23 protein-coding genes and 1 pseudogene are annotated in these 26,028 nt (G+C 63.3%); 12 read left to right on the top strand and 12 right to left on the bottom strand.

What is annotated here, in order from left to right:
- Positions 1-28 precede the first annotated feature (28 nt).
- Positions 29-868: a hypothetical protein gene (locus HB676_RS22500; protein ID WP_213740476.1), complete on the top strand. Its 840-nt coding sequence runs from the start codon at positions 29-31 to the stop codon at positions 866-868.
- A 205-nt stretch (positions 869-1,073) separates the two neighbouring features.
- Here HB676_RS22500 and HB676_RS22495 read toward each other — a convergent pair whose 3' ends face one another.
- The 3 genes from HB676_RS22495 to HB676_RS22485 form a co-directional block, all read right to left on the bottom strand.
- Positions 1,074-1,706 carry a class I SAM-dependent methyltransferase gene (locus HB676_RS22495; protein ID WP_213740474.1) on the bottom strand — a complete coding sequence of 211 codons (633 nt, stop codon included), beginning with the start codon at positions 1,704-1,706 and terminating at the stop codon, positions 1,074-1,076.
- A gap of 64 nt (positions 1,707-1,770) precedes the next feature.
- Positions 1,771-2,178, bottom strand: coding sequence for a nuclear transport factor 2 family protein (locus tag HB676_RS22490; RefSeq protein ID WP_213740472.1), 408 nt, complete (start codon positions 2,176-2,178; stop codon positions 1,771-1,773).
- A 30-nt stretch (positions 2,179-2,208) separates the two neighbouring features.
- Positions 2,209-2,943 carry an SDR family oxidoreductase gene (locus HB676_RS22485; protein WP_213740470.1) on the bottom strand — a complete coding sequence of 245 codons (735 nt, stop codon included), beginning with the start codon at positions 2,941-2,943 and terminating at the stop codon, positions 2,209-2,211.
- Positions 2,944-3,217: 274 nt separating this feature from the next.
- Between HB676_RS22485 and HB676_RS22480 the strand changes: the two genes are divergently transcribed.
- Both HB676_RS22480 and HB676_RS22475 read left to right on the top strand, forming a co-directional pair.
- Positions 3,218-4,114 carry a LysR family transcriptional regulator gene (locus HB676_RS22480; RefSeq protein WP_213740569.1) on the top strand — a complete coding sequence of 299 codons (897 nt, stop codon included), beginning with the start codon at positions 3,218-3,220 and terminating at the stop codon, positions 4,112-4,114.
- 8 nt (positions 4,115-4,122) lie between these two features.
- A pseudogene (locus tag HB676_RS22475) lies at positions 4,123-4,269 on the top strand (IS5/IS1182 family transposase); the annotation flags it as partial.
- A gap of 79 nt (positions 4,270-4,348) precedes the next feature.
- On the opposite strand, the gene HB676_RS22470 reads toward HB676_RS22475, so the two are convergent.
- A complete protein-coding gene (locus HB676_RS22470; RefSeq protein ID WP_213740468.1) occupies positions 4,349-5,080 on the bottom strand; it encodes a papain-like cysteine protease family protein in 732 nt (243 codons plus the stop codon).
- A 110-nt stretch (positions 5,081-5,190) separates the two neighbouring features.
- Between HB676_RS22470 and HB676_RS22465 the strand changes: the two genes are divergently transcribed.
- Together HB676_RS22465 and HB676_RS22460 are read left to right on the top strand one after the other, a co-directional pair.
- The gene (locus HB676_RS22465; protein WP_213740466.1) at positions 5,191-5,775 is read left to right on the top strand and encodes a DUF1353 domain-containing protein; all 585 of its coding nucleotides are present in this window, start codon (positions 5,191-5,193) and stop codon (positions 5,773-5,775) included.
- Positions 5,776-6,427: 652 nt separating this feature from the next.
- The gene (locus tag HB676_RS22460) at positions 6,428-9,694 is read left to right on the top strand and encodes a hypothetical protein (RefSeq protein WP_213740465.1); all 3,267 of its coding nucleotides are present in this window, start codon (positions 6,428-6,430) and stop codon (positions 9,692-9,694) included.
- A 118-nt stretch (positions 9,695-9,812) separates the two neighbouring features.
- On the opposite strand, the gene HB676_RS22455 is transcribed toward HB676_RS22460, so the two are convergent.
- Entirely contained in the window at positions 9,813-10,991 is a 1,179-nt protein-coding gene (locus tag HB676_RS22455) for a hypothetical protein (protein ID WP_213740464.1), read from the bottom strand.
- A 197-nt stretch (positions 10,992-11,188) separates the two neighbouring features.
- Between HB676_RS22455 and HB676_RS22450 the strand changes: the two genes are divergently transcribed.
- Positions 11,189-11,554 carry a helix-turn-helix transcriptional regulator gene (locus tag HB676_RS22450; RefSeq protein WP_249780399.1) on the top strand — a complete coding sequence of 122 codons (366 nt, stop codon included), beginning with the start codon at positions 11,189-11,191 and terminating at the stop codon, positions 11,552-11,554.
- A gap of 258 nt (positions 11,555-11,812) precedes the next feature.
- On the opposite strand, the gene HB676_RS22445 is transcribed toward HB676_RS22450, so the two are convergent.
- Genes HB676_RS22445 through HB676_RS22425 form a run of 5 tightly spaced genes read right to left on the bottom strand, consistent with a single transcriptional unit; the run spans position 11,813 to position 15,968 of the window.
- Positions 11,813-12,784 (bottom strand): oligopeptide/dipeptide ABC transporter ATP-binding protein, encoded by a 972-nt coding sequence (locus tag HB676_RS22445; RefSeq protein WP_213740463.1) that lies wholly within the window; start codon positions 12,782-12,784, stop codon positions 11,813-11,815.
- On the bottom strand, positions 12,777-13,805 hold the full coding sequence (locus HB676_RS22440) for an ABC transporter ATP-binding protein (RefSeq protein WP_213740462.1): 1,029 nt from the start codon (positions 13,803-13,805) through the stop codon (positions 12,777-12,779). Before HB676_RS22440 ends, HB676_RS22445 begins: the two co-directional genes overlap by 8 nt.
- On the bottom strand, positions 13,805-14,629 hold the full coding sequence (locus tag HB676_RS22435; protein ID WP_213740461.1) for an ABC transporter permease: 825 nt from the start codon (positions 14,627-14,629) through the stop codon (positions 13,805-13,807). The genes HB676_RS22440 and HB676_RS22435 overlap by 1 nt, the downstream gene beginning before the upstream one ends.
- Before the next feature lie 3 nt (positions 14,630-14,632).
- Complete coding sequence (locus HB676_RS22430) at positions 14,633-15,550, bottom strand: ABC transporter permease (RefSeq protein WP_213740459.1); 918 nt, start codon at positions 15,548-15,550, stop codon at positions 14,633-14,635.
- 34 nt (positions 15,551-15,584) lie between these two features.
- A complete protein-coding gene (locus tag HB676_RS22425; RefSeq protein WP_213740457.1) occupies positions 15,585-15,968 on the bottom strand; it encodes an MFS transporter in 384 nt (127 codons plus the stop codon).
- A 189-nt stretch (positions 15,969-16,157) separates the two neighbouring features.
- On the opposite strand from HB676_RS22425, the gene HB676_RS22420 reads away from it, so the two are divergent.
- Positions 16,158-16,370 carry a DUF2934 domain-containing protein gene (locus tag HB676_RS22420; protein ID WP_213740455.1) on the top strand — a complete coding sequence of 71 codons (213 nt, stop codon included), beginning with the start codon at positions 16,158-16,160 and terminating at the stop codon, positions 16,368-16,370.
- A 65-nt stretch (positions 16,371-16,435) separates the two neighbouring features.
- Here HB676_RS22420 and HB676_RS22415 read toward each other — a convergent pair whose 3' ends face one another.
- Entirely contained in the window at positions 16,436-17,299 is an 864-nt protein-coding gene (locus tag HB676_RS22415; RefSeq protein WP_213740453.1) for a transglutaminase family protein, read from the bottom strand.
- Positions 17,300-17,883: 584 nt separating this feature from the next.
- Complete coding sequence (locus HB676_RS22410; RefSeq protein ID WP_213740451.1) at positions 17,884-18,282, bottom strand: hypothetical protein; 399 nt, start codon at positions 18,280-18,282, stop codon at positions 17,884-17,886.
- Between the two features lie 463 nt (positions 18,283-18,745).
- On the opposite strand from HB676_RS22410, the gene HB676_RS22405 reads away from it, so the two are divergent.
- Genes HB676_RS22405 through HB676_RS22385 form a run of 5 tightly spaced genes read left to right on the top strand, consistent with a single transcriptional unit; the run spans position 18,746 to position 25,917 of the window.
- Positions 18,746-20,131, top strand: coding sequence for a Wadjet anti-phage system protein JetA family protein (locus HB676_RS22405; RefSeq protein WP_213740450.1), 1,386 nt, complete (start codon positions 18,746-18,748; stop codon positions 20,129-20,131).
- Entirely contained in the window at positions 20,128-20,829 is a 702-nt protein-coding gene (locus tag HB676_RS22400; protein ID WP_213740448.1) for a DUF4194 domain-containing protein, read from the top strand. Before HB676_RS22405 ends, HB676_RS22400 begins: the two co-directional genes overlap by 4 nt.
- Complete coding sequence (locus HB676_RS22395; RefSeq protein ID WP_213740446.1) at positions 20,826-24,281, top strand: SbcC/MukB-like Walker B domain-containing protein; 3,456 nt, start codon at positions 20,826-20,828, stop codon at positions 24,279-24,281. Before HB676_RS22400 ends, HB676_RS22395 begins: the two co-directional genes overlap by 4 nt.
- A complete protein-coding gene (locus HB676_RS22390; protein WP_213740444.1) occupies positions 24,278-25,462 on the top strand; it encodes a Wadjet anti-phage system protein JetD domain-containing protein in 1,185 nt (394 codons plus the stop codon). The genes HB676_RS22395 and HB676_RS22390 overlap by 4 nt, the downstream gene beginning before the upstream one ends.
- Positions 25,459-25,917: a DNA-binding protein gene (locus HB676_RS22385; protein ID WP_213740441.1), complete on the top strand. Its 459-nt coding sequence runs from the start codon at positions 25,459-25,461 to the stop codon at positions 25,915-25,917. The genes HB676_RS22390 and HB676_RS22385 overlap by 4 nt, the downstream gene beginning before the upstream one ends.
- Positions 25,918-26,028 lie beyond the last annotated feature (111 nt).

Raw genomic sequence — 26,028 nt, 5'->3', positions numbered from 1 at the left:
TGAGTTCGACTGACACGAAGGGAACGCGATGCCTCGCACGGTAATCATTCCGACAGCTGGCGTGACCGACGCCATGGCGGTCTATTCGATAGGATTTGCCAAGCTCGAGACGCACGACCGTGTCGAGGACGCGGTCGGCGCAGGCTCCGGCACGCTTGTCTCGGTCGGCAAGGTGCGCGGGATCCTGACGGCGGCGCACGTCTTGGCCAACCTTCCCGAACAGGGCGAGGTCGGGATCGTCGAGTATCGCGGTCAATCCACACACTATCGCAAGCGTACCATCGAGATGGCCAATGCGACAAAGATGGTGCTGCGCGGCAATGCCTTCGGACCTGACGGGCCGGATCTAGGTTTCCTGCGACTCGCGACCGATACTGTCGGCTGGTTCGATGCGATAGGCTCGTTCTACAATCTTCTTAAGCATCGGTCTGATGCGTCTGAAGCAGTCCCGGCTCCGGACTTTACGGATGCGGTCGTCGGCATGATCGACGAGCGCACGAAGGATCTGCCGGCGGAGCGACCTCGAGAGCGCAGAAAAGGATTCGAAGCGTTATTCTCGAACGGCACGGTTTCGGGCGAGCGTCGCGTTGGCGGTTTCGATCTTTTCGACTTCATGCCGACCGACTATCCGGACTTCACGCTGCCTGGAAACTACGGAGGAACCAGCGGAGGCGCGGTGTGGAGGATCTATCTGAAGACCGACGGCGACAAACCGGGGATCGCCGGTGTCAGGCTTTGGGGCATGCCGTACTATCAGACGAAAAAGGAGGGCGGACACGTCCTGACCTGCCACGGCATGGGCGGAATCTACGGCGCGCTTCTGGATGCCGTAGTCGCGAGTTGGCCCGAAGAAACGGCCGCCGGATAGCGTCGCCGTCCTCTGAACCACGACTCCGTGCCGAGGTCGCGCGGTCGCGCGATGGATCGTTGCGACGACGAAGCCATTGCTGCGCTCGCGGTTTGATCGTCGCGAGGACCCACCAGACAAACTCATCCAAAGCCGACTTCGGGGCGGCAGCAAGGTTACCTCGATGTCGTCGATGGGCTTGTTCGCAAGTCGGCGCCGGGACCGGTCAGGGTTTCGCGAACCGATAGGCGAAGCGATCGGTCTTGCCCTTGATCGAGGCATCGAAAACCTTGATCGAGTGCGGATCGTCCTTGTTCACCAGCATGGTGCTTTCGGCGTCCAGTACGAAACCGGCCGCCTCCACCTCAGCGCGAAGGGTGGCAGGCTCAATTCGATGCAGCGACTGGGCGTCGCTCGTACCCGCCCCGACGGCGGCGGCGTGGTCTACGATGACGTAGTACCCACCGGGCTTCAGCCGCTCGTAGACGGCTCGGTTGAATTGGGCCGCCGTTGCGCCCCTGGCCTGGATCAGGGCGGTGTGGAGATCGTGGTAGAACAGGTGCAGCCACAGGACATCCGCTGATTGCGTGGCCTCCGGCATCGCCACGAGGTCCGCCGAGACGGCTTCGACGTTCTTTCGGCCCGGCTCCTTCGCAAGCGTTTTCATAAGGCCGACCGGATCGTTCTTGAAGTGAGCGACCTCGGCAGGCACGAAGCTGTAGACCCGGCCTTCGGGGCCCACGACTTCGGAGAAGAGACGGGTCCAATCGCCGTCGCCTGGGTAAACGTCGATGACGGTGGCGCCCGCACGTACGCCTGCGAACCGGATCAGCTCGGATAGCTTGGATTGGTCGTACATCAGGGATCTCCATTCGGTCGGCACATATCGTGTCATGCCATCACAGTTCGCTCGTCAAGCTTGACTAGGTCCTTGCGTCCATCCGCGAGGCCCGCGCCAGGGCTTGCGTGTCGATGTACTCCTGGATGCGGGCGACTTTGCCGTCTCGAACGGTAATGTCGAAGACCCACTCGTCCTTGAACGGCCTATTCGTGGCTCTGATTTTTCCCGTAGCGACGCCAACGACCATAACCCGGTCTCCCTGAGCCACGAATTCGGGGGGCTTCGGGTACTGCGTTTCCACTTCTTCGGACGCTTTCTTGAGTACGGCCACCAACTCCGCGTGCCCGCGGTGCGCGCCTGCCAGCGGCCAGCCGTCGCCCGGAATGATCCACTCGATATCTGCGGCAGCTAACGCCAGCAGATCGTGCTCGTTGTAGCTACCCATTGCCGCAAAGAATTTCTTCACAATCTGGGCATTCTCTTCGGTCATCGTATCTCTCCGTTTTCGGACGGCGCGATTTCAGACGGCCGAGAAGCCGCCGTCGACGGACAGCTCCAACCCGTTCACGAAGCTGGAATCGTCGGATGCCAGGAAGACTGCGACCGCGGCGATCTCTTCGGGACGCCCCATCGTTCCCCGCGGGATCAGGGACTCGAACATCTTCTTCGCCTCCGGGGTGAGAACCTGGTCCTGCATCGGCGTGGCGATCGGCCCCGGGTGCAGCACGTTCACCCGGATGTTCCGCCCTTTGAGCTCGTTGAGCCACCCGCGGGCGAACGCATGCAGCGTCGCCTTGCTCGCCGCATAGACGCTGTAGCCGGGAAAGCCTTTGAGCGAGGCGACCGACCCGGTCATGAAGATCGAGCCGCCGTCGTTGAATAGCGGCAGCGCCTTCTGCACCGTGAACAGGGTGCCGCGCGCGTTAAGGCCGAAAGTCGTGTCGAACTGGTGCTCGGTGATCTGACCCAACGGGGCGGCGTCGCCCGTGCCGGCGCTGGCGTACAGAACGTCGATCTTGCCCTTTTCCCGCTTGACTGTGTCGAAGAGGCGGTCGAGGTCGTCGAGATTGGCCGCGTCGCCCCGCACGCCGGTCACGTTGCGGCCGATCAGCCTGACCGCCTCGTCGAGCGCCGCCTGCTTCCGGCCCGTTATGAAGACGTACGCGCCTTCTTCCACGAACCGCTTGGCGCTCTCCAGCGCCATGCCGCTCGACCCACCTGTGATGACCGCAACCTTACCTTCGAGCTTACCCATGATCTGTCCTTCGTGGCTCCGCCATCGATCGTCGGGGACATTCCCGAGGACCTCGACGTAGGGCGGCCGTCGTAGGACGGTCAGTCGGGAAAAACGCACATCGGTGGTGCGAAAACGATCCGGGGTCGCAGTTGCCGCCGGCGATGATGATTGGTGGTTGCCGGTCAGAATAGGACCGGGCTCGTCGCCGCGAGCTGTGATTTTCGTGGATAAAGGCTATACCATTCGTCAATACGGGCTTTGGAAGGCGCACCGTGTGGTGCTGGATTGCACCATGATTGACTGGGATGATGTCCGCTACTTTCTTGCCGTCTCGCGCGGAGGCTCGGTGCGGGCTGCCGCCAAGAGCCTTGGTGTGAACCATGCAACCGTGCTGCGACGCGTCGCCCAGCTTGAGGAGCGCCTCGGGGCGCTCATGTTCGAAAAGCTGCCCGGGGGCTACCGCCTGACTGCTGCGGGCGAGGAAGTCCTCGACCTCGCGAACCAGATGGAAGCGTCATCGCACCAACTGGAGACCCGCGTGTTCGGGCGCGACCAGAGCGTGCGCGGACTTCTGCGGGTGACGACGGCGCCGCCCCTCGCGACCCACTTGCTGATGCCGGACTTCGCCGATTTCGCGGTTCTGCATCCGGACATCGAGATGGAAATCTTGTCGTCCGGCGAGCTGGCAAACCTTACTAACCGGGAGGCCGACGTCGCGATCCGCGTCGTCTACGACCGCAAAACCCTGCCGCTCAATCTTCACGGCTTGAAGGGACCGGATCTGTTCGGCGGCGTCTACATCTCCCGTGACCGACTGGCCGCCTGGCAAGCGGGTGCGCCGAACCCCATTCGGTGGATCGTCATAAGCAGCCATGGCATCCCGGAATGGGCCAGCGAGAGCGAAGTTCGCACCACAGGGGCTCCGTTCAGGACTACGGACGGCGAGGCGCAGATCGTTGCAGTACAGCAAGGGCTCGGGATGACTGTACTGCCGTGCTTCGTTGGAGATGCTGACCCTGTGCTTGTGAGGGTGCCGGGCACCGGCCTGCACATGCATGGAACGCTTTGGCTTCTCACACAGGGGGAGACACGAAAGACGAAGCGCGTGCGGCTCTTCACCGAATTCTTATCCCGCAGGCTCGCCGCGTACGCTCCGCTTCTCACGGGGCAGTCCCTATCGCACGACTGATACCCGGCAGAGCAGCCTGGGCGAGCATTCCGCCGAAACGAAATCGCGAAGGCCCGATCTGCTTCAGCCCGTATCCATATCGCGCGCGGAACTTGATCGAACGGCTCTTCAACAAGATCAAGCAATGTTGGCGTGTCGCAACCCGACTTGAACGAACTCGCAGCCAAGTCTGGCGTTCGTCAAGCCCCATCGATCCGATTTGGTTGCGCGCTAACGGGTCCACGCTTTGGGCAGTCAGAACGAGATCACCTGCCACCGCAAATCGAGGGCGTTCAATTTTTCGTCGACAATTTGAGCGGCTTCGCGCTCGAATACCTCGTAGAACTTGACTGCCGGTTCGTAGACGTAAGCACCCGAAGCCGGATCGATGAACTCCATCGTCGTATTCTCGTAGGTACTTCTCTTCTCGGCCTCGTCGTTGCCGTAGATGCCTATCAACAATCGCGCATGCGACGTGCTTATCCCATCCCCAGCGATAATCCAGACGGGGCCCTTGGTTCGCAACAGCTTCCGAAAGTCCGTCAAGGGGTAGCTGGCCGGTGGTAGCGCTTGCAGTCCGCTGGCGCTGACGAATGCTCGTTCCTGACCGCCCGGCAACCCCTTATCGTCGGCAAAATAACCGGTGTAGGGAGCGCCCAACGCCGCAACAGCCGATTGAGGCGAGACTTGTCTTCCAATCTTCCACGACAGCATCATCGCGTAGACAGTGGCCCAGCATCTATTCTCGGAATCCTGTTTAATTGGTACCACGTCAAGCCGAATGTGCGCTGGTGCGCCCCGGAAATCTCTGCGGATCGTTTCGCTTTCCTCGATGGCCTTGAGGGGATCTTCAGAGCCGCCGTTGTTACGCACTTCGTCGTCTGCAGCGTGCACGATGCCCGGGCTAGACAACTGACAAGCGGTACAGATTAGAAGCACCTTCATCGCGATGCGGAGAAGGCGACCGTCCCAGAGATTCGACAACATGCCCGCTTCGATCCTCCAACATTCCAGCCGTTGCTCGATGCCGCAACCATGACGACTAGCTTCCGCTCGAAGGTTGCTGTATCTAGTGACCACTACCACGGGAGGGAGCGATGGGGGCGGCATTTCGACGTTTCATCAAGTTCGGTCTTCCGATCTTCGCCGTATTGCAGGCTTCACCGGGTAGTGTTTCCGCCGCATCTTACGAAGATTTTCAAGCCGGAACGTTGAAAGGCAAGATCATTGTTCAATGGTGGGAGCCCGACAAGTTCGTTTTCATTCCGGACGAAAAAGATCCGCTCACGTTCACTAGGAACAACGGCGACGTCATCAAGCCGGGGCGGATGCTTACGGATTTCGGAACAATCCCGCGTCCTCTGTGGATATTTCGAAACTACTCACCCTGGGGGTATGCACCGGCATTCATCGTGCACGACTGGCTGTTCCACATGAAGCACTGCGGCATCCCGGGAAACGAAAAGTACGATCACGATATCGCAGCTTCCGTCATGGCGGAAGTGATGAAGACAATGATGGAGAGCGGCAAAGTGGAAGTCGCGAAGTTGACTCTTTACGCGATGCACGAGGCAGTCGACTCGCGCTTCGGCAAATCCTATTGGGACGACGGGAAATGCGTACTTCCGCCGACAGGAGCGGCGACCAAAAAGCCGTTCTACGAGTTCGAACTGTCATTCTAGAGGGCCGGAAGTGAAGACCGACTAAGAAGCGCTCAAGCAGGCAATCCCGTCAACAACCACCAGGGATCCGGCTGTCGTCAGGACACCCATTTCCGCAGCTATGACATGACACGCACTGCGAAGGGCGAAGATAGTCGGTGTGCCGCCCACAGGCTGTGCAGCCTGACGTATTGTAGCTGCCTCCGCAAGCGGTCCAATATGCCACCTGATCGCCTTCCCGCTGCTTCCGCTTCATCGTCTCACCGAGAACCGTGAGATTGACGGGCGTGAAATTTCGCGATTGGTGAGACTGTCGGAATTGGGCGAGCCAGTCGGTCGAAGGGGATCGCTCCTGACCGAAGCTCGGCGTAAGGGCGCAAATGGAAAGCAATGTCCCGAGCAGGATTCCGCGAACCAAAATAGCCATCGCACGCTCCATGCTATGGCACAAACTATCTTCATTTCCTGGTTGCAAGTCAAGCGAACCCTGTGAGAGTACCGGTCAAGAAGCGGAGGCGCGTCGCGGCCTCGGTCAGGGTTGAGCGGCAGCCGTCGCTTCGAACTACCGTGCAAATGGCCGTTTGGGTCACAGAGCAGCCCGATCGTAGCGCCACAGAGGGCAAGCGCGGAAAGGACCCTTCTAATACCGCTTTCTTCGCTACCGGAGGCAGTCGTGGATGAGATAACCGACCTAGGGCTCGAACTCGTTGCTCGGCTTGAAGAAACGGTCAACGAGAAAGTCTTCAAGGCGATCGCACTTCGTATCAGGACGAAGGTCTCGGGAGCGAGAAGCGATCCAGACATGTCCGCAAGGCGTTGGCCTTTCGAGTTGATTCAGAACGCTCATGATGCGGGGACGCGCGCGGGCCAAGAGAGTATGAGCCTCACCTTCGAATATGGAGACGGCGTACTGCGGTTCGAGCACAATGCCGCGCCGTTCACAATTGACGACTTCGCCGCCCTTCTGACAGGAGGCTCAAGCAAAGATTTCATGTCCGCGGAAACTACCGGTCGCTTCGGTACCGGGTTTTTAGTGACGCATGTCCTATCCGAGCGGGTGAGCGTGCGCGGCATCCTCGAGGTCGACGGCACATATCGCGGTTTCGACGTGAATCTTGACCGGCCGAACGACGAGGAAGTGCTTCTCCGCAACGTACAGGACTCGCAGCAATCCTTGAGACACACGCGCCATGTAGAAAATCTCGAACAGGAATTGACCGCATCTTTCGAATACGAGGTCGATGACGAAAGAATAGCGCTGGCCGGGCTGGAGGCGCTCGAGGAGGCTCTACCTTTCCTGTTCGCCACATGCCGGCGGCTGGGCGAGATTGTCATAAGGCGTGGGGAGCATGAGGTCGTGTGGCGCCTGGAGTCGGCCACAAAGCCATCGAGGTTCTTGAATAAGCCGTCTGAATTCCGAGTCACGAAGACAGCGAGTGACGACAGCGACGGTGAATGGCGGGTCATACGCCGATCGCCGACGTTTTCCGCGACGGGATCGATGGTGGTGGCGCTCGCGCGACGGGGAGAGTCCTGGACCGTCTACAAGCCGGCGAACCTTGCGTCGATCTTCCGTCAACTTCCGCTTCTCGGCGGCCCAATCTTGCCGGGATGGGTGATCATTGACGGCAATTTCGACGTCGAGCAGGAGCGACGTGGAATCTATCTGAAGGGTGACCAGGAACGTCCGTTGCGCGACGCCTTCGCATCCCTCCCAGGCCTGATGAAGCAAGGCAACCTCGAGAAATGGGAGAACGTCTTCCGCATCGCTCACCTCGCACTGCCGGGCGATGCGGTCGGAGGGAACACAGCGAGCGTATGGTCGGAGATTCTTTCGAAGACCGCTATGGAACTGGCAAGTCTACCGCTGGTCTCGACGGCGCGAGGCGAGAAAGTCCCTTGTTCGTCCGAAACGGATGGCGCGACATACGCGGATTTCATTCGCCGGTCCGAACCTGGGCTCACTCACGGTGAGCTATGGGAGCTCGCAGCAAGCTGTACGGAAGCCGACCCTCCCGAACGCTCGACCTCCGAGGGGTGGTCGGAGGTGGTCGAGAGTTGGGAAGCGCTCGGAGTAAAGCTCTCCTGGATCGACCTGGAAACGGTCGGAGCCCGTGCGCGAAAGGACGTGACGAAACTCGAAGATCTGAACGTGGAAGGCGACCCGGTCGAATGGCTGTCGCTCTATCTCGAAGCGGTCGGCAAGACATGGGAAGCAAGCGGCGTTACCAAGTCGAACGTCAAGGGGCTTCTTCCCGATCAAAACGGTCTACTGCGCGATGCCGGAGAATTGCGCATAGACGGCGGCGTTCCGGAAAGGATCAAGACGATCTCGGCGAGCATGGCGATCGACATCGCGGCCGAGGTGCTGGACCAAGATCTGATCGGACATGTCGCCGCGGAGAATCTTGCCTCCGCACTGTTCGCGATCAAGGAGGCGACGAACGGCGAATTGGTCGAAGACGAGGTCATCGGCCGATTGTCTCGCGAGATCGGCGGCTCCCTGCCTGAAGATCAGAAGGTGCCCGAGGAGAAGAGCGGTGCCGTCGGAGCCAGCATCGATCTGCTGTTGCACCTTTGGGAGAGCAGCGGCCAGGCCGCGCAGAACGCGGCTTGGAACGTCCCGATCCTTGCAGCGGACGGCTCGTCATACAAGCCGGGCCGGCGACGAACGATGGTGTTGCCGGTGTCTTCGTGGCCGGAAGCCGCGCGCCCCTTCGCGTCTGCCTATCCCCCGGGTCGTATTCTACACGAGCGCTACGCGGCAGGCGGTTCGGAGTTGTTGAACGCATTGTCCACCTGGAACATCGCTCACGCCGGTCTGATCGTCACGAGCGAACGGGAGGAAATACAGGAACGCGGCATCAAGCCGATTTCGGCGGATCCGGTCGACTTCGCCGGCGCGACGCTGCGCGTCACGAAATTCGCGCAAATCGCCCTTCTGGAACCCGAACTCATTCAGTACTGCAGGATAACGCGTGAGCGTGCATGTGCGCTTCTCGGACTGCTCGTGTGCTACGTCGCTCCAACCGACGATTCGTGGCGAACAACCGTCGAACTCCCGATACGCGTGGACGGCGCGGAGAAGTCCGTCACGTTGACTCCTTCGCTGTGGTTGAGCGATCTGCGCAGCAAACCATGGATTCCGCATGAAGAGGATGGAGAAGTCGTTCATCATCCGGCAACGACGGCGCTCGTGGCGGATCTGCTCGAACCGGGATGGCTTCGAAACAATCCTCTCGGCGCCGAGCTTCTGGTTCGCCATTTCGGACTCGACGCGCTCGACGTCGGACTGCTCGCTGCCGCAACCGACGAGCAGAGCCGCAAAGAACTCAGAAACAGCCTGGCGCGGATCGTGGCCGTCGCCGGGGGGAATGCGCAGATCATAGACGAGCTGGTCGAAAAGGCGCGATTGGGTCAGCGCAACGTCAATCTGATGAGAAAGCTGGGGCTGGCCGTACAGCAAGCCGTCTTGGAAGCCCTGGAAGCGCGCGGGCTTCAGGTCGATCCCGACGACTACGGTTACGATTTTCTGGTGTCGCAGCCAGGCGACGACCCGCAGGACTTGTCTGCGCAAATCAAGATCGCCGAATACAAGCTGGAAGTGAAGACGACGACCACGGGCGAGCCTCGGCTGACACCGCTTCAGGCCTCAACGTGCGCCGACGAGCCGGATACGTTCGTTCTGTGTGTGGTGGATCTGCGAGATTACCCGTCCGACGTCCACGACGTAGAGTGGACATCACATGTTGTCTCTCCGCTCTGTCGACTGGTGGCCGGTGGAGACATACCAATCGGTCGAACCGTTGCGTTCGTACAGGGTGCCGAAGTAAGCGACATTCCGATCCGCAACGCGACCGCCTTGCGGTATGCGATAGGGACGGACATATGGGAGAACGGGCAGGGGTTCGAAGAATGGGTATCCGATGCCTTCGGCTAACCCGCGAAACGACGCCGCGCTGGCGACTTTGATCCCGATCGGTCATTCCAATGCCACCGCCAGGGTCCCATAGCAGGGTAATCCTCGGCCGATAGGACCCCCGAGGCCTGACCGCATCTCAGCCGGCCGTTCCCTTCTGCAACTGCTCCATGTAGGCCTCCATGCCTTGGGAGAGGATGTCGTCGCGTCGACGCTCGGCGATCCTGAGATGTCCGGGGCCGCGGAAGGAGTTGGAGAGGGACATGATAGGGATGAAATCCGCATGCGTCGTGTCCATGTAGACGCCGTCGATATACGTCGAGTCGGTGACCGTCCCGAACAATCCAAGCGGCAACGGGCAGTTCGCACGTGGATTGTGAAAAAGATTCGCGCCTGTGCCCCAAGTTTCGGGCGGTGCATCCTCGTCGGCTACGATGAACGCGAAGGGCAGAGCAATGTGAGCGTTCGGATCGTGATCGATCATGTTGCCGAAACGAACCATGGAGACATCGCCATCGGGATATGGCCCCGTGATCGCCATTCTCGTGAACGTGGGCACCGTCCCCGCGTTGGTCCAAAGCACCGCGGAAACGTTTTCCGATCCTTCGAGATTGAAGAAGCCGGACGGTATTTCCTTTTCCTCATGCCTATGTTGCTCGACGCGGTTCGTCTCGATAACGAGACTTCCTTCGCCGTCCCATGACGGACGATGTTCGATACCGTACAGATAGCGAATGACCCCGGCATTGGAGAACGCCAACGATCCATGCTCGTGGAAGGTCTGGATGGCGAGCACGAACGGGTGGCCCGCGACGTGCGGTAGTTCCCAATAAGCCTTGCCGCCGTTCTTCTTGTCCACTCGGTGCAGCATTTTCGCGCGGAGCGCGCCGGCGATGCGGATAGGCAGCGTGTTGTGCTGACGATCGCGAATGTCGGCCAGGTCAGCATCGCGAGCGTTTACGATGCGATACGCTAACAGTCCGGAATCGTTGCCCGACGGATTCGCTGTCGTGCACTCGATCGAGAGCTTGAGGCCGTCCTTCTCGACGGTGAAGTCGGGCTGAGGGTCATTTCCGACCGGCACGAATCCTTCCGCATGGAGCAATTCGCTGACGAAGAGTTCGAAGGTACGCGTATTGAAGCCCGTGGTCTGGAACTGCTCGATGAAGTTTCCGTCGCGCTCGACGAAGCGGGCGAACGCATCGTTCATCATGCGACGCGTCGATTTGCTCCAAGGCGAGGAGCTCAACGTCTCGAATGAGGGATGTAGCAGCTTCTTCGGCTTCTTGGTGGAGAATAGACTGCGGGCGGCGGCCATGGGGCGATCCTTTGCCGCCGGCATTGGATGGGCGGGGGCGTGCGTATGGGCGGAGATATTGGCGAATGCTGGGCCGTGAGGACGTCTTCCGGGGCGGGCTTTCTTTCTGGATGGCACCCCAGGCCGGCGTCCGAAATGTGTGCGCGGCGGGCAGGGCGGACTCCTACTCGTTGGTGAACGGCTGAGACCCGGCTAAGATGGTCGTCGACGACATGGAAAAGCCGATCGAGAGCATGGCCGATAGCGAACGCGGAAACGAGGAGGACGACAGGCAGCAGAAGCCGTTCGGCGAAAGATTTCCTGCCCGGGAATCGGCGGCCTTGCAGACGCTCGCCGCCAATCTGCGGAAACTTCGCGCCGATCGCGGTTGGAGCCAGGACGCGCTCGCGAGTGCAGCAAAAATCGACCAAAATGCCGTTAGCCTGATCGAAAACTGCCGTTCGAATCCGACGGTCACGGCCGTGGAAAACCTCGCGGAGGCGCTCGGTGTCCCTGTCGCGGAGTTGCTGACGCCGCATCCCGCGACGAAGGCGCTCAAAACCAGGAAGGCGACCGGCAAGTGACACCCACGAAGTACGAGTACATCGCTCAGTCCTTCCGTCCTTGATCCAATTCGAACCATAGGATTCTGCTGTTCGTGGCGCCGGCCGGCGACGTCCGAAGTTGGGCTGGCGTGCCCGAAAGGCGTTCGACTACCAGCACAGCTTTCAGCGCACGCTGAGATACAGGGCAGACCGCTACGGCAACGGTGTTGACAGTTCGTCTCGCCGACGTGAACGGTCCGCTCGATCCCCGAACGCAATGTTCCGCGCGACCATCGGTCAGCCGGGAAAATGGCAGGCCACCTGATGCTCGGCGCCGGCCGGCTCCAGCACCGGCCGCTGCTGCGAGCAGACCTGCTGGGCGATCGGGCAGCGGGTGTGGAAACGGCAGCCGCTCGGCGGGTTTCTGGCGCTCGGGATCTCGCCCCCGACGAAGGCCGGCTCGGCCTGCGCTTCGCGCCGCTTGCGCGGCATCGCGGCCAGCAATGCTCTGGTGTAGGGATGCCGCGGGTGATCGTACAGTTCCCCGACAGGCCCGAGCTCCACGATCCCGCCGAGATACATCACGGCTACGCGGTCCGAGACGTGCCGGACCACGCGCAGATCGTGCGAGACGAACAGATAGGTCAGCCCGAAGTCCCGCTGTAGATCCATCAACAGATTGACGACCTGCCCCTGGATCGACACGTCCAGTGCCGAGACGGGCTCGTCGCACACGATAAATTTCGGATCGGACACCAGCGCCCGTGCGATCCCGATCCGCTGGCGCTGGCCGCCGGAGAACTCGTGCGGAAAACGGTCGACCATGTTGCGGTCGATGCCGACACTCTGCAGCAGCGACAGCACCCTGTCTTTCCGCTCGGCCGCCGGTCGACCCATGATGCGGAGCGGCTCCTCGACGATGTCCGAGATCCGCATGCGCGGATTGAACGCGCTCCCGGAATCCTGAAAGATGAGCTGGAAGCTCGGCCGGGCGCGGCGCAGCGTCTCGCCGGTCATCGCGGTGAGGTCGCGGCCGTCGAACGAAACCGTTCCCGACGTGCTCTCGATCAGGCGCAACATAAGCCTCCCGAGGGTCGATTTGCCACATCCGGACTCGCCGACCAGCGCGAGCGTCTCACCGCGCCCGATGTCGAACGATACGTCGGAGACGGCCTGCACCACGCCGCTGCTCTTGCCCCAGGCATTGGCGGCGCCGGGAAAATTCTTCTTGAGATTACGAACCTCGATCAGCGGGCCGGCATCAGCCATCAGACAGCTCCCGGAGTTCGTTGTGTTCGACCGGATGGAAGCAAGCCACCTGCCGGCGGCTCGCCGCCTCGACGGTGGCGAGGGTCGGGACCTCCCGCTCGCAGCGCTCGCCCTTGCGGACGCAGCGCGGGTGGAACCAGCAACCTTCCGTCACGGTACGCGGGTTCGGCACGTTGCCGGGAATGGTCTGGAGCCGCTCGCCCTCGTCGTCGATGTCGGGGATGCTGGCGAGCAAACCATTCGTGTAGGGATGCCGCGGGTCCTCCAGCACCTCGTAGACCGAACCGCTCTCCACGACGCGTCCGGCATACATGACGATCACCTCGTCGGCGAACTCGGAGACGACGCCGAGATCGTGGGTGATGATGATGACCGACATGCCGGTACGGCGCTGGATCCGGCGCAGCAGTTCGATGATTTGGGCTTGAATGGTGACGTCGAGCGCGGTCGTGGGCTCGTCGGCGATCAGGATGTCGGGATCGCAGCTCAGCGCCATCGCGATCATGACGCGCTGGCGCATGCCGCCTGACAGCTGGTGCGGATAGCTGCGCATGATCTGCACCGCGGCGGGGATCCCTACCAGATCGATCAGTTCGATCGCCCGCCGCTGCGTCGCCGCCCGATCGAGGCCGAGATGATACCGGATCGGCTCGCCGAGCTGGTAGCCGATCGTCAACAGCGGGTTCAGCGACGTCATCGGCTCCTGGAAGATTATCGCCATATGTTTGCCGCGGACGTCGTTCATCTCGGCTTCGGACAGCGCGCCGATGTCGCTGCCCCGCAGCAGCATGCGCCCCTCGATACGGGCCGACCGGCGCGGCAGCAGGTGCATCAGCGACATTGCGGTCGCGCTCTTGCCGCAGCCGGATTCGCCGACGATGGCGAGCACTTTTCCGCGCGCGAGGTCGAAGTCGACGCCCTTGACGGCGAGCGCGCTGCCGTGACGCGACAGGAACGTGACCTTGAGGTCGCGCACCGACAGCAGACGATCGTCCGTCGTGCCACGCTGCTCTGTTGTCATCAGCTCTTCGGATCCAGCCATTCTCTTAGCCCATTGCCGAGGATGTTGACGGTGAGAACCAGCGTGACGATGGCGATGCCGGCCGAGTTGGCGATCCAGGGCGCCAGAAACAATCGGTCCCGTCCCTCGGCCAGGATGTTGCCCCAGGTCGCGGCCGGCGGCGGAACGCCGAGGCCGAGGAAGGACAGCGCGGTCTCCTGCAGGATCATCTGACCGACCTGCAAGGTCGCCACCACCGTGAGCACCGGCACGAGTTGCGGCAGGATATGGCGCAGCATGATGTAGCCGCTGCGTCCGCCGAACGAGACTGCGGCCTCCACGAACGGACGTTCGCGCAGGCTGCGCGTGAGACCGAACATGATGCGCGCATAGACCATCCAGCCGGAGATCCCGAGCACCACGATCAGGTTGAGGAAGCTGCCGCCGAGCGCGGCGACGAACAGGATGGCGAGCAGGACGTCGGGAAATGCCGTCTGCGCGTCGACCGTCCGCATGATGACCTCTTCGGTCTTGCCACCGACGTAGCCCGCGAGCACGCCGGCGGTGGTGCCGATAAGCATCGAGAGCACGACCGAGGCGATGCCGACCAGGATCGATAGCCGCGATCCGAAGATCAGCCGGGACAGGACGTCGCGGCCGTAGCTGTCGGTTCCGAGCGGGAAGCGCCAGGTGCCGCCGGTCATCCAGACCGGGGGCTTGAGACGTAAGATCACCTGCTGCTGGTAGGGATCGTGCGGCGCTACCAGCGGCGCGAAGATCGCCGCCAGGACGATGAGCGCGATGACCGTGCCTCCGATCGCGATCTTGGCCTTCGACGCGGTCACGGATCAGGCCTCGCGAATGCGCGGGTCGAGCATCGACAGCGCGATGTCGACCAGCAGGTTGGCCAGCACGATCGCGATGCACATGATGCAGATCGCTGCGATCACCACCGGAATGTCGCGCTGGAAGATGCTGGAGACCATCAGCCGGCCGATCCCGGGCCAGGCGAAGATGCTCTCGGTGATGATCGAGCCGCCGATCAGCTTGCCGAGCTGGAGCCCGAGGAAGCTGAGGATCGGATTTAGCGTGTTCGGCAGCACGTGGACCAGCAGCACGCGGACCGACGGAATGCCCTTAGCCCGCGCGGTCAAGACGAACTGTTCGTTGAAGGTCTCGATCACGCCGGTGCGGGTGATGAGGATGAAGTTCGGGATCAGATAGGCGGCCAGCGTCAACGCCGGCAGCACGATATGCGCCACGCCGCCTTGCCCCGAAGTCGGCAGCCAGCCGAGCCGCAACGCGAAGAACTGGATCAGCAGGATGCCGAGCCAGAAGCTCGGCATCGACTGCCCGAGCACCGCAAGGAACGAGATCACGACATCGGCCAGACGGTCGCGCCGGAGCGCCGCGACCGCGCCGCCGGCGATGCCGAGGACCACGGCGAGCCCGAGCGCGACCCCGACCAGCTGGAGGGTGTTGCCGAGGCGGTCCAGCACCACTTCCAGCGCAGGAACGCCGAACTGAAGGGACTCGCCGAAATCACCCTTCACGACGTCGCGAAGGTAGATGCCGAACTGGACCACGAGAGGGCGGTCGAGGTGGAGCTTCTGCGTCAGCGCCTCGACCTGTTCCGGCGTCCGGTTCATGTCGAGATAGATGTCGATGGGGTTGCCGGTCAGCCGCAGCACGCTGAAGGTCATGAACAGCACCAGGAGCAACGACACCGGAAGATAGCGAAGCCGCCGCCAGAGATATCCTAACATCGCGAGAGACTCCGCTATCCGAAGGCGCCATCCGTCAGTTCAGTTTGGCCCTGCCGAGCCTGAGCACGCGATCGGTGGGCGCCTCGAAGCCGGAAAGCTTAACGATCAGGGTGACGTAGAATACCAGCCGGCGGCCATGCCGGTCCGTGATCCAGCCGAAGACCAGCGCGCCGATCACCGCGCCCACGACGTAGAAGGAAGCGACCGCGCCGAGGTTTGCGCTGCTGAGATGCAGGGTGTCGGCGCTCTGCAGGGCTGGCCCCAGCGAACCGACGATGGTGACCTCCAGCCCGTCGAGGATCCACGTAATGCCTAGCCCGATGACGACCAGCACGTGGAACCGGCTCCAGGGCAGCCCGTCGAGGCGGAACGGGATGTTGGTCCGGATCAAGGCCGGGGCCTGAAGCGTTTGGGTCATCCGGATCACCTTCGGTCGCGGTTCGGGTCGACCGCCGAAACGGAAGGCAACCGGCTAACAACGCGTTGGCCCGGCGGGGGTTCGAAGCCGAACGCTGGGACCTCGATATCGGTGACAGGGCGACCGTCTCTGAACTTTGTTAACCGTCGGGCGCCATCACTATCCTTCTCCTTGGAATGGAGCAGCGAGATGCAGGATCTGGAACAAAAGGTCAGAGAGCGCGCCTACCAGATGTGGATGGAAGCGGGTTGTCCGGATGGCAGGTCCGACGCATTCTGGCTCGAAGCGCAGCGCGATGTGCTGGCCGCATCACTGGGAGACGTCGCCGGAGCGACTGCCGTCGAAAAGAAGCCTGCACGCAAGTCCAAGGCAACCTCTCCGAAGAAGCGCCGAGCCGCCTGACAGTTTGCCGCGAGCGCATTCGGGTCGAGCACGTGGGTTGCGACGTACGGCCGGTCTGGCGAGCATCACGAGGTGACTGAAACCGTCACCTCCATGCCCACGAAGCTGTCGTTCGGACCGAAGAAACTACCGGATAACGGCGTGCACTGGCTGATGTCCCTGGCAACGGCGACCGGAATGAGGTGCCGGCCTCCCACGCTCCGGTTGGTCGGATCGAAGGTGATCCAGCCGGCGCCAGGCACGAATACCTCCGCCCAGGCGTGGGTCGAGCCGCCGTCGGCCGAGCCCACGAGGTGGTTGTTCGGGTCGTGCAGGTAGCCGGAAACGAGACGGGCACCGAAGCCGAGCTTCCGCGCCGCTTCCGTGAACAGCACCGCGAAGTCGCGGCATGAACCCCATCCGCGATCCAGCGTTTCGTCGGGAGACTGCGTGCCCTCGACCTCACGGCTCTCGTACCGGATGCGCTGAGCGACCCCGGCGTTCAGGTCCTTGAGAAGCGACAGCGTGTCGGTCGGATTGCCGCGAACGAAGCCCCTGGCCCATGTCTGCAACTGTTCGCCCGGATCGGCATATCGCGCGATGGTCAGTGCGCCGAGGTCGGTCCACTCGTCGTCGGAATAGCGGAAAGGGTACGAGATGGCCGATGCCGCGATGTCGAACACCGGCCAGTCCACCGCATCGAGCAGTATCTCGCCAACGCTGTCAATCATGAGGACAGAAGCCGCGTCCGCAAACGAGGCTATCGCGACGGCGTTGCCGAACACGTCGTGCGACCAGGTCGCCACGGCGGCCGGCGTGATAATCAGCGCGTGCGACATGAGGCGCAGTTCGCGGCTCTCACGGGGGCGCAGCATCAACCGGTGCGGAGCGAGGTGCACCGGCTGCCTGAAACGGTAGGTCGTGGTGTGCTGGATTCGTATCGCGGTCATTCGCAGCCTTTGCATTTCTCGTCGCTTCGACCGATTGCGGCCGAGAATCATTGTTGCACGTCGGTCCGGTGCCGCCGAGAGGGCAACTCAGACCGCGGGAAGAAAGCCGTGCGATTAAGCCATCGGTCCGATGCCCACCGTCGGTGGGCTCGCCACGTCGCCCGCTCCTGAGGAAGCGCGTGGCGGTCACTTACATTCAACCTTAATGCCGAGTTCGACGACGCTCGCGGCTGGTATCAAGAAATTGTCGGGCACGCCGACTCCGTTACGCGTCATGAAGGCGTAAAGCCTCTCCTGCCAGCGCGGCACGTCCGAATTCGTCTAGAGATCGGCGGCGGTGTCCTCGACTCCGGCTCGGAGAAGCTCGCTGATCGCGCTGAGCGAAATGGGCGAAAGGGTCGTCCCGCCTACGGCCGGAAGTCCAATCCCGCGGTGACGATGCTCGAGGGGATAGCGGAGGCATTGGAGGTGACGGTGATCGAACTAATCGATGCGGCGGTTTCGCCTCGCGGCTGAAAGTTCGGCTCGGCTTTTAGTCCGACGGCTGCATCAGTCAGTCCGCCGATCCGCGAATTTCAAGCCTTCTATTTCGCGAGCTTGTCTTGCATCCGTGTTTTGAAATTCTGCACCATCAACGCGGCTTTCGCTTTGGCTGTCTCTCGATCAGTGGGGGGGCATTTTGCGAGCGCTTCCTTGGGCGCAAGTTCACATTTGCCCATTTCCAGAATGGCGGCCTTTGTCGTCAGAAACTTGCCTGCGATTTCGACGACGCCGAGTTGCCCGCTGCGGTGCGCGGTGCGCAGCGAATGCACGGTAAGCGGACCCATGGGCCAAAAAAGCGCGACAGCTTCGGCGAAATTCATCAACTCTTGTTCATCCCACCGGGACGGATGAGGGCGATCGACAACACGACGCGGAACAGGACGTGGTTTCGATCCAGTCTGGCTTTCCGAGACGACCGTGCTTTTATCTAATTCGAGCATGCAAACTTCTCCTACGGTTTCGATGTGATAAATCACATGGAGGCAGACATCAATCTTTTGGCGTGGGCTTGATGGTTGTTGGTTAACGGGACTTTGAACGTCTCAGGCAAGCTCACGCCGAGGCCACACCTGGACTTCTACGTCAGTCAATTGCGGACGCCTCCGCGGGGCGCGTTGAGTTCGGTCTGGCCAGCGACATGGAATAGCCTATCAGGGTGGTTGACTGACCTCGAAAATGCCACCATTGGTCCGATATGAGGCAGTTGCTTTCACAGCATGAAAGGGTGTCTTTTCTCGCACGCGCGAGACGGCTTTGTCGCGGCACTGCTCCATGTCCTCGTCGGTCGCGCGCCGGTCTCGAGGCGTATGTCGAGCAGGCGTTGGTGGAGCGTGTGGTTCGCGCTCCACGCACGTTTGCTGTCTTGACTGCGGTCGCTCCCTCTCCTCGAAAAAAGGGGGCGGTATGAGCGATCTGTTCGGTTGCGTGCCGCCCGAAGCCTTCAAGATCTTCACCGGCCGCCACGCCTCGGCTGCGGAGGCAGCGCTGCTGCGGCTGTGCGCCACGCATTTCGGCGAAATGGCCATGGAGAATCCCGAGCGCGACCAGGTCAAGAACTCGATCGCTGCGGCGATCGAGGGAATGCCGGCGCCGCCTGTGCCGGCCGGCGACGGCGACGCGGACGAGCCGGAGGCGGCATCATCCGACTACCTCTATCTGAAAATGCGGGAGGGCGGCTGGCTGCTCGAGGAATCGGAGCGCTGGCTGATCCGCGTGACGATGCCGGAAGGCTACCGCCGCCTGATGACGGTGCTGCGCGACCTCAAGGAAAACGTGGCAAAGAGCTTCACGGGACTGGTCTCGCAGGTCTCCTCGCTGATCGGCGCGGCCGCGGACGACCCGACGATGCATGCCACCAACATAGATGCCGCGTGGCAGACGGCCGTCGGCTTTCGGCGCCACATGGCCGGCATCGATGCGGCGCTGCTGGCGGTGACGCGGCGCCTCAACGCCGCCGAGGGGATGGACGATTCGGTCGACGTGTTCTTTGCCGAGTTCGTCGAGCGGATCCTGATCCGCGATTGGACCAAGATACTGTCCCAGAACAATCCTTGGCGGTCGCGGCATCACGTCACCCGCGCCGTCCGCGAAATCCTCGGCTCGGCGACGGCGATGGAGAAGGCGATGGCCGCCTACGTCGAAGCCGGTCATGCGGCCACCGACGGCGAGGCCGAGGCGCTCATCCGCAGGCGGCTTGCGGAGATCTCGGCTTCGTTCGACGACATCGAGCGCCTGCGGGTCCGCATCGACCAGGGCCAGGTCGGCATCGAAGGACGCATCCGCGACATCCTGAGATTCATCGGCCGCAATCCGGCGACCATCCGCGAGCGCGTCGAATCCTGCCTCGAAGCGTTGGCGCTTCTCGCAGATCACGTCGAACTTCCCTGCGTCCTGCCGCTGCTCAACTGCCTCGAGCCGGTCGGCGAATCCCGCTTTCCAGAAGCCAGGGAGGCGCTGCCTCCGCCGGACCCCCGCGTGCTCCGGCGGCCGCCGGACGATCCGTACAGGAAGCGCTTCATCCAGGATTGCCGCTCGTTCGACCTCGCTTCCGAGCCCACCGCGGGACACGCGCTCGCCTACCTCGGCTCCAGAGATGGCGGCGACGCGGTCGCCCTCGCGCCGGCGAACGCCAGGGAATGGTTCACGTGGCGCTACATCGCCCTGCTCGCGCTGACGGGTCGCGGCGGACGTCTCAAGGGATGGCAGCTCGGGCCCGCCGAAGGCGTGGCCGCGTGCCGTTACGGGGAGCTCCCCAACTTCACGGCGACCAGGACGGAGGCCCAGCGATGAACCCGCTGTCGGGATTGCAGGAATACGAGGACGTCCTCGCCAGGACACGGTTTCCGAAGGTCACCATCCAGCGCGCCTTCCGCACGCTGATGCAGCGGCAGTTCGTGTTCGGCAACGATTACGGCTCCAGGGACATCTACGAACTGCTGATCGACGATCAGGTACGGCCGTTTGCGGAGCGGTTGTTCGACGTCTTCGGATGGCGGCTCCAGTTCAATACCTCGGGCAACATCAAGATGGTGTGCCTGATGCCGCCGATGGCGGAGGCTCCCGACACGCCGCGCGACAAGCGGCTCGCCCACCAGGCGCAGCCCCTGCGCGTGGACGAGGCCATCGCCATCCTGCTGCTGCGGGCGTTCTACGACAGCGCGATCCAGAGCACCGGGCTCGTCAACGGCAACGCGCAATGGCACACCGACGGTCTGCACGACCTCTGGAAGGAAAAGACCAGGAAGGACCCGCCCGGCAAGGTCAGGATGCTCGACATCCTCCGGTTCTTGAAGAACCACGGCCTCATCCAGGTCTCGCTGCCGCCGACCTTCCACGAGGGGATGGCCTTCACCGTGAGGCCGTCGATCAGCATGGTGGCGGTGTCCGAGCCGCTTGAGGCGCTTAAGCGCTACGCAAAGGAAGCGCGGCCCGCATCCGGCGAAGACGGCGGCGACGAAGCCGCCGCTGAAGAAAAGTCCGACGCATGAGCGAGCCGGAACTCCATGCACCGCAGATCGTCCGTCTGTCCCTGATCAACTTCTACCTGATCGAACGGGAGGACATCGAGCTTTCCGGCAACACCGTCTTTCTCGGCCCGAACCGCAGCGGCAAGAGTTCGTGTGTCGACGCGATCCAGACCGGACTGACCGGCGGGGCTGGCGACCTCGTGGTCTACAACGCCGCGGCGGTGCGGCAGAACCGGCCGGACGCCCACAGATCGCTGCAGGAATATTGTCTCGGCGTCGTGCGGCATGACGAGAACGAGAAGGCCAAGGTCGTACGCAAGAACTCCCTCACCTGGATCGCCCTGTCGTTCCGTACGCGGGAGGGTGTCGAGGTCGCCGGCGTCGTTCATGTCGTGGCGCACGAGCACCGCGAGCGGCCCCACTCGCGGTTCATGATCGTAACCGGGGGAGGCGTGACGACGGCCGATCTCGTCTTCCTCGCCGACGAAGGCGAGATGGCGAAGGGCTTCGACCAGGCCGTCGACGGGTTGCGAGCGGCCGGCCGGAAGGTCGAGGAGTGCGACAGCGCGGCCGATTACTCGACCTATCTCCTCAACCTGCTCACCTACGGTTCCTGGCACGCAGACGCCCATTCCTACTACAGGGCGGTGAAGCGCGCGCTGGTGTTCCAGCCGGTCGGCGACATCACGGCCTTCATGCGCTCCCATGTCCTCGAAACCGAGATCATCGACATCGGGCGGATGCGCGAGCGCCTGGCGTTCTACCGCGAGATCATCCGCACCATCGAAAGCATCAATCGCCAAATCGCCTCGCTCAAGATCGTCGTCGATCACTACGCCAAGGCCGCCGAGGACGATCGCGAGGCGCGCGGTCGCGTCGCCGCGGCGACTGAGGCCGCCGTCGGCCGGCGCCAGTCCGAGATCGGCGCCCTCGAGGAAAAACTGGCCGGTCTGAAGACGCAGGTCGAGAGGTCCGAGGAGGCCGAGGCTTTGGCCAGCGAGCGTAAGGAAGAGGCCGGCCGGCGCGTCGAGGAGGCGCGCAACTCCCCCGGCGCCGCCGCGCTCGAAACCCGCATCCGCGATGCCGACCGCGATGTGGCCGCCAGCGAGCAGAAATTGCGCGAGGTCCGCAAGGAGCTCAAGCGCCGTGCGGAGGCCATCGACGCGATCCGCACCGCCGTCGGCTACATGAAGGACGCCGAGAGCCGCAACGTCCGCCGGGTCGCGGACGCCGGCGCCGACTTCCGCCGCGCAAAGGACGATGCCGAAATCGAATCCATGGCTTCCGACGCCGACGCCCTGCAGCGCGTCGTCGACGAAGCCGGAGCCAACGCGGTGCGGGAGCTTACGCGCGCTCATACCGCCGCGGCGGCCCGCGAGGAACGGATATCGAAGGCGCGCGAGGATCTGGTGAAGCGGGCGCGGACGGAGGCCGTCGACCGGGCCCAGTTGCGGCCCGAGGCGGAGAATCTCCGCGACGCTTTGGCCGGGGAGAAGATCGTCGCGACCCCGCTCTGCGAACTGATTGACATCCGGGAAGGCAGGGAGGAATGGCGCAACGCCGTCGAAGCCGTGCTTGGCAACGCGCGCGAGGCGATGATCCTGAAGGTCGCAGGCCAATATCTCGACGCCGTGCGGGTGCAGCGTCGCTCGACCCGCAGCGACGGGATCGAGATCGTCAAGCCGTCGGTCCTGACCGCGGGCACCCAGCCGCCGGCCGCGGATTCGCTCGCCGCCGTCGTCGAGGCCGAGGATGCCACCGCGGGCGCCTACGTCAATGCGGTGCTGGGGCGCATCAAGCGGGTACGCACCGAGGCCGATATCGAGCGCGAGCCGAACGCCGTGACGGCCGATCTTATGCGGGCGACGCGCTTTTCGTCCTTCAAGTTGCGGCTGCCGCGCTATCTGCTGGTCGGGCGACGCGGCCGCGAGCAGGCCGCCGCCAACGCCGCGGTGGATCTCCAGCGCCTGCATGGCGAGTTGAACGAGGCCGTCACCGAGCGGAAGGTTTTGGAAGCCGCCAGGGACGCTTATCGGACGCTGATCGGGCAGTCGGGAAGCTCGCAGACGACGCTGGGTTCGGTCGTCGACGATCTGCGGCGGGCGAAGACGGCCGTGGATTCGAGCCGCGCGGAGTTGCAGAGGCTCCGCGGGCAGCGCGATCCCGAACGGGAGCAGCAGATATTGGAGCTCGAGGCGGTCCGGAAGGAGCGCGACGAGGAATGGTCGCTTGCGGGCGAGGCGGTGCGGAAGGCGCGCGACGCGGTCAGCCGCGCGGACGTGGAGTTGGACGTCGCAGGCCAGCAGCTCGCCGCCAGCATTTTTGAGCGCGATGCGAAGGCGCTGGGCGAACACGACGTCGCGCACGAGGTGCGCCGGCGCTTCCTCGGCCTCCTGACCGAGGCCAAGGATTTCTGGCGCGAGCACAAGCAGACGCTCGAGACCGCCGAGACCCGCGCCGAGGAGAGCCGCGCCGGGATCGCGCGCGGTCATGAATCGTGGGCCGAGCATGCGGCATTCTTTCCAGAAGTGCCGATGCCGGTGCTCAGCGTGGAGGCCTGGCGCGAGCGGCTCGCCGAAGCGAGGGCGATGCGCGACTTGCTGCAGAATTCGACGCTGCTCGACAAGACCGCGGAGGCCGAGGGGGCAACCCGCCAGCTTTCGGACGCCTTCCGCAACGAGTTCGTCAGCCTCCTCGTCCATGCGTTCTCGAGGATTCGTGACACCCGCGACGACCTCAACCGCGAGATGGAGCGGCACGAGTTCTACGGCGAGAAGTACGTGTTCCGGATGAACCCGGTCGAGAAGTTCGGGCCGATCATCGACCTGGTCGGACACGCGACGGAGGATCCGAACTGGGCGATGCCCTCGCTCAATTTGCTCGACGGCGACACCGAGCAGTCGCGCGCGATCCGGTCCATCGCAAACATGATCGAGAGCGACGACCAGGTCGCGCTGAACGACCTGGCCGATCCGAAGGCGTACTGGACCTTCGACGTGCTGGTGAAGGACGCCGCCAGCGGCGACGTCGTCTCGACGCTGCGCCAGCGCATGAAGAAGGGCTCGATCGGGGAAGGCGTGGTTCCGCAGTACATCGCCATGGCGGCCGCGGTGTCCTCCAAATCGTCCTCGCCCGACCGCAGGAACGGATCGCTCGGCATCATCCTGCTCGACGACGCGCTCGACGGCCTGGACACGGAGCACACCGTGAAGATGCTCAAGTTCATGAGCGACACCAACCTGCAGATCATCGCCGCCGCGCCGGACACGAAGTCGCGCGTGCTGGCGCACGGCATGGAGACGTTCATCAACGTCGCGCGCGACGGCGAGTACATCCACATCGTCCCCGAAAAGGTGTCCGAGGCACTGCGCGACGACCTCGCCGAGGAGGATCCGCGGGTCAAGGGGTACGACGCCTACCGCGAGCGCACCGTGGCCGCCGACGGGACAACCGTGCTGGAGGCGGCGCAATGACGGTTGCCGGCGGCGAGGCCGCGCGGAAGGTGCTTGTCAGGCTGCTCGAATCCGCCGACCGCAACGCCACCGCGACCCGCACGTTGTCGGTGGCCGCCGGGGCTCCGAAGGATCCCTCGCCCGCGGTGCAGCGGACATGGCGGGAACGGCTCGAAGGGGCAGAGCGCACCGGTGCGGTCGCGCTGGTTCGCGGCGCCGGCAACCGGCGCGACGTCATCGAGCGCGTGCACCTGCTCGACGCCGACCGGTTGGCGCTCGACCTCGGCATCACGCGGGCAGGAACGCGCACCGCCGCGGCGGTGACGGCCGCGCGCGAAGCGACCGCCGGGCGTGAGGGGCTTGACCCGGCGATCGAGGATGCCGCCGGAAACTGGTCCAGGGGAGCCGAGTGGTATCGCCTGCCGGCTGAGCCGGAGCTCGTCCGCAACGTGTTCGGTGCCGCCGCAGGTCTGCTGGAAGTGGCGTTCGGGACGCATTTCAGGGTCGCTTCCGCGCAGGCGGCGGGGTCGTCCAAATTTCTGGAGCGGAACGCCGCGGCAATCTGCGCCATCCTGCGCCGCGCCCTGGCGCTCCCCGAAGATGCGCGGCAGCACGAGATATGGGAGACATTGGGGCTCGTTAGGTTCGGCCATCCGGTCTGCCTGCGCGCGCCGGTCGGCTTCGAGGATCGCGACGGAACGGCCGTGACCGGCTACGCGCTTCCCTGGAGCGCCGTAAATCCCGACCTGGTCGAGACCTGCACGGCGATCGGGAGCTCTCCCACGTTCATCATGACGGTGGAGAATTGGACGAGCTTCAACGGTCAGTGCCGCGAGATCCACCGAGGCGCCGTGGTCTATACGCACGGCTTCCCGCCTCCGCCGGTGCGCATGTTGGTCGGCCGCTTGGCAGCGTTGTGGCCGAACGCCCCGTTCTATCATTGGGGCGATGTCGATGCGGGAGGTCTCCTTATTGCGGACTCGATACGCGAAGCCGCCGGCCGAGCCGTCCGGTTGCACCTCATGACGGCCTCCTTGGCCGAACGCCATGGCGCCAAATCCAGACCACTTTCCCGTGTCGCAGGCATCGCCGCGAGAGACGACGATTTCGGCGAGCTTGCCCGCTATCTTTCGGGCGATTGCTGTCGGACCTTCGAGCAGGAGATGTTGAGGCCTATGGATCCCTTGGAGTTGGTGCCGTGAGCAGACAATTCACCGACGGTGAGATCGAAGCGACCATCAAGGCCCTCGCGGCCGAGGGGGCGGCGCTGACGCGCGCCTCCGTCCGCAAGCGACTTGGCGGCGGCGGCTCGACCCGGATTTCTGCGCTACTGAAGGAGCATGTCGCCAGCGCCGATAGTCCAACAACTCGGTCCGGACTGGTCCGGACCAGTCCGAAGGGTCCAGCTGAGGAGGCCCAGGCTGTAATAAATACTTCTGCAGCAATGAGGGTATTGCCGCCTGCCGCGGTCCACGCCGCCGGAGGGGATCGCGAGGCGGACGGTGGCATCGTCCAACTGCAGAGCGAGATACGGGTGCTCAAGATTCTGCTCGAGTCGGAACGCAACGCGAGGCGCGAAGAGGAAGCTCGCTACGCCCGAACGATTGAGGCGCTGCAGCGCGAGATAGAGATCGCCAGCCGCGGCGGGGGGGCTTGAGCGCCACGCCGACTGGGTGCGGGAGTTTTGCGGGAAACAAATTCTGGCTAAATCTCGCTCCGTAACACGCTGATAGGAAGTCGCTATTCAGGCGGTCGCCAAAAACTGTCC

It is taken from the genome of Bradyrhizobium sp. dw_411, assembly GCF_018449695.1.
Classification (GTDB): Bacteria; Pseudomonadota; Alphaproteobacteria; order Rhizobiales; family Xanthobacteraceae; genus Bradyrhizobium.
The sequence above is the reverse complement of the archived record's forward strand: the minus strand, read 5'-3'. Positions and strand labels throughout refer to the sequence as shown.

Excerpts from the sequence above, each read along its gene's own strand:
- HB676_RS22480 (WP_213740569.1), top strand. The coding sequence starts at position 3,218 with ATGATTGACTGGGATGATGTCCGCTACTTTCTTGCCGTCTCGCGCGGA.
- HB676_RS22410 (WP_213740451.1), bottom strand. The coding sequence starts at position 18,282 with ATGCTCGAATTAGATAAAAGCACGGTCGTCTCGGAAAGCCAGACTGGA.
- HB676_RS22425 (WP_213740457.1), bottom strand. The coding sequence starts at position 15,968 with ATGACCCAAACGCTTCAGGCCCCGGCCTTGATCCGGACCAACATCCCG.
- HB676_RS22405 (WP_213740450.1), top strand. The coding sequence starts at position 18,746 with ATGAGCGATCTGTTCGGTTGCGTGCCGCCCGAAGCCTTCAAGATCTTC.
- HB676_RS22445 (WP_213740463.1), bottom strand. The coding sequence starts at position 12,784 with ATGGCTGATGCCGGCCCGCTGATCGAGGTTCGTAATCTCAAGAAGAAT.
- HB676_RS22400 (WP_213740448.1), top strand. The coding sequence starts at position 20,128 with ATGAACCCGCTGTCGGGATTGCAGGAATACGAGGACGTCCTCGCCAGG.
- HB676_RS22490 (WP_213740472.1), bottom strand. The coding sequence starts at position 2,178 with ATGACCGAAGAGAATGCCCAGATTGTGAAGAAATTCTTTGCGGCAATG.
- HB676_RS22495 (WP_213740474.1), bottom strand. The coding sequence starts at position 1,706 with ATGTACGACCAATCCAAGCTATCCGAGCTGATCCGGTTCGCAGGCGTA.
- HB676_RS22455 (WP_213740464.1), bottom strand. The coding sequence starts at position 10,991 with ATGGCCGCCGCCCGCAGTCTATTCTCCACCAAGAAGCCGAAGAAGCTG.
- HB676_RS22420 (WP_213740455.1), top strand. The coding sequence starts at position 16,158 with ATGCAGGATCTGGAACAAAAGGTCAGAGAGCGCGCCTACCAGATGTGG.
- HB676_RS22415 (WP_213740453.1), bottom strand. The coding sequence starts at position 17,299 with ATGACCGCGATACGAATCCAGCACACCACGACCTACCGTTTCAGGCAG.
- HB676_RS22440 (WP_213740462.1), bottom strand. The coding sequence starts at position 13,805 with ATGACAACAGAGCAGCGTGGCACGACGGACGATCGTCTGCTGTCGGTG.
- HB676_RS22500 (WP_213740476.1), top strand. The coding sequence starts at position 29 with ATGCCTCGCACGGTAATCATTCCGACAGCTGGCGTGACCGACGCCATG.
- HB676_RS22430 (WP_213740459.1), bottom strand. The coding sequence starts at position 15,550 with ATGTTAGGATATCTCTGGCGGCGGCTTCGCTATCTTCCGGTGTCGTTG.
- HB676_RS22470 (WP_213740468.1), bottom strand. The coding sequence starts at position 5,080 with ATGTTGTCGAATCTCTGGGACGGTCGCCTTCTCCGCATCGCGATGAAG.
- HB676_RS22390 (WP_213740444.1), top strand. The coding sequence starts at position 24,278 with ATGACGGTTGCCGGCGGCGAGGCCGCGCGGAAGGTGCTTGTCAGGCTG.
- HB676_RS22465 (WP_213740466.1), top strand. The coding sequence starts at position 5,191 with ATGGGGGCGGCATTTCGACGTTTCATCAAGTTCGGTCTTCCGATCTTC.
- HB676_RS22485 (WP_213740470.1), bottom strand. The coding sequence starts at position 2,943 with ATGGGTAAGCTCGAAGGTAAGGTTGCGGTCATCACAGGTGGGTCGAGC.
- HB676_RS22395 (WP_213740446.1), top strand. The coding sequence starts at position 20,826 with ATGAGCGAGCCGGAACTCCATGCACCGCAGATCGTCCGTCTGTCCCTG.
- HB676_RS22450 (WP_249780399.1), top strand. The coding sequence starts at position 11,189 with ATGGTCGTCGACGACATGGAAAAGCCGATCGAGAGCATGGCCGATAGC.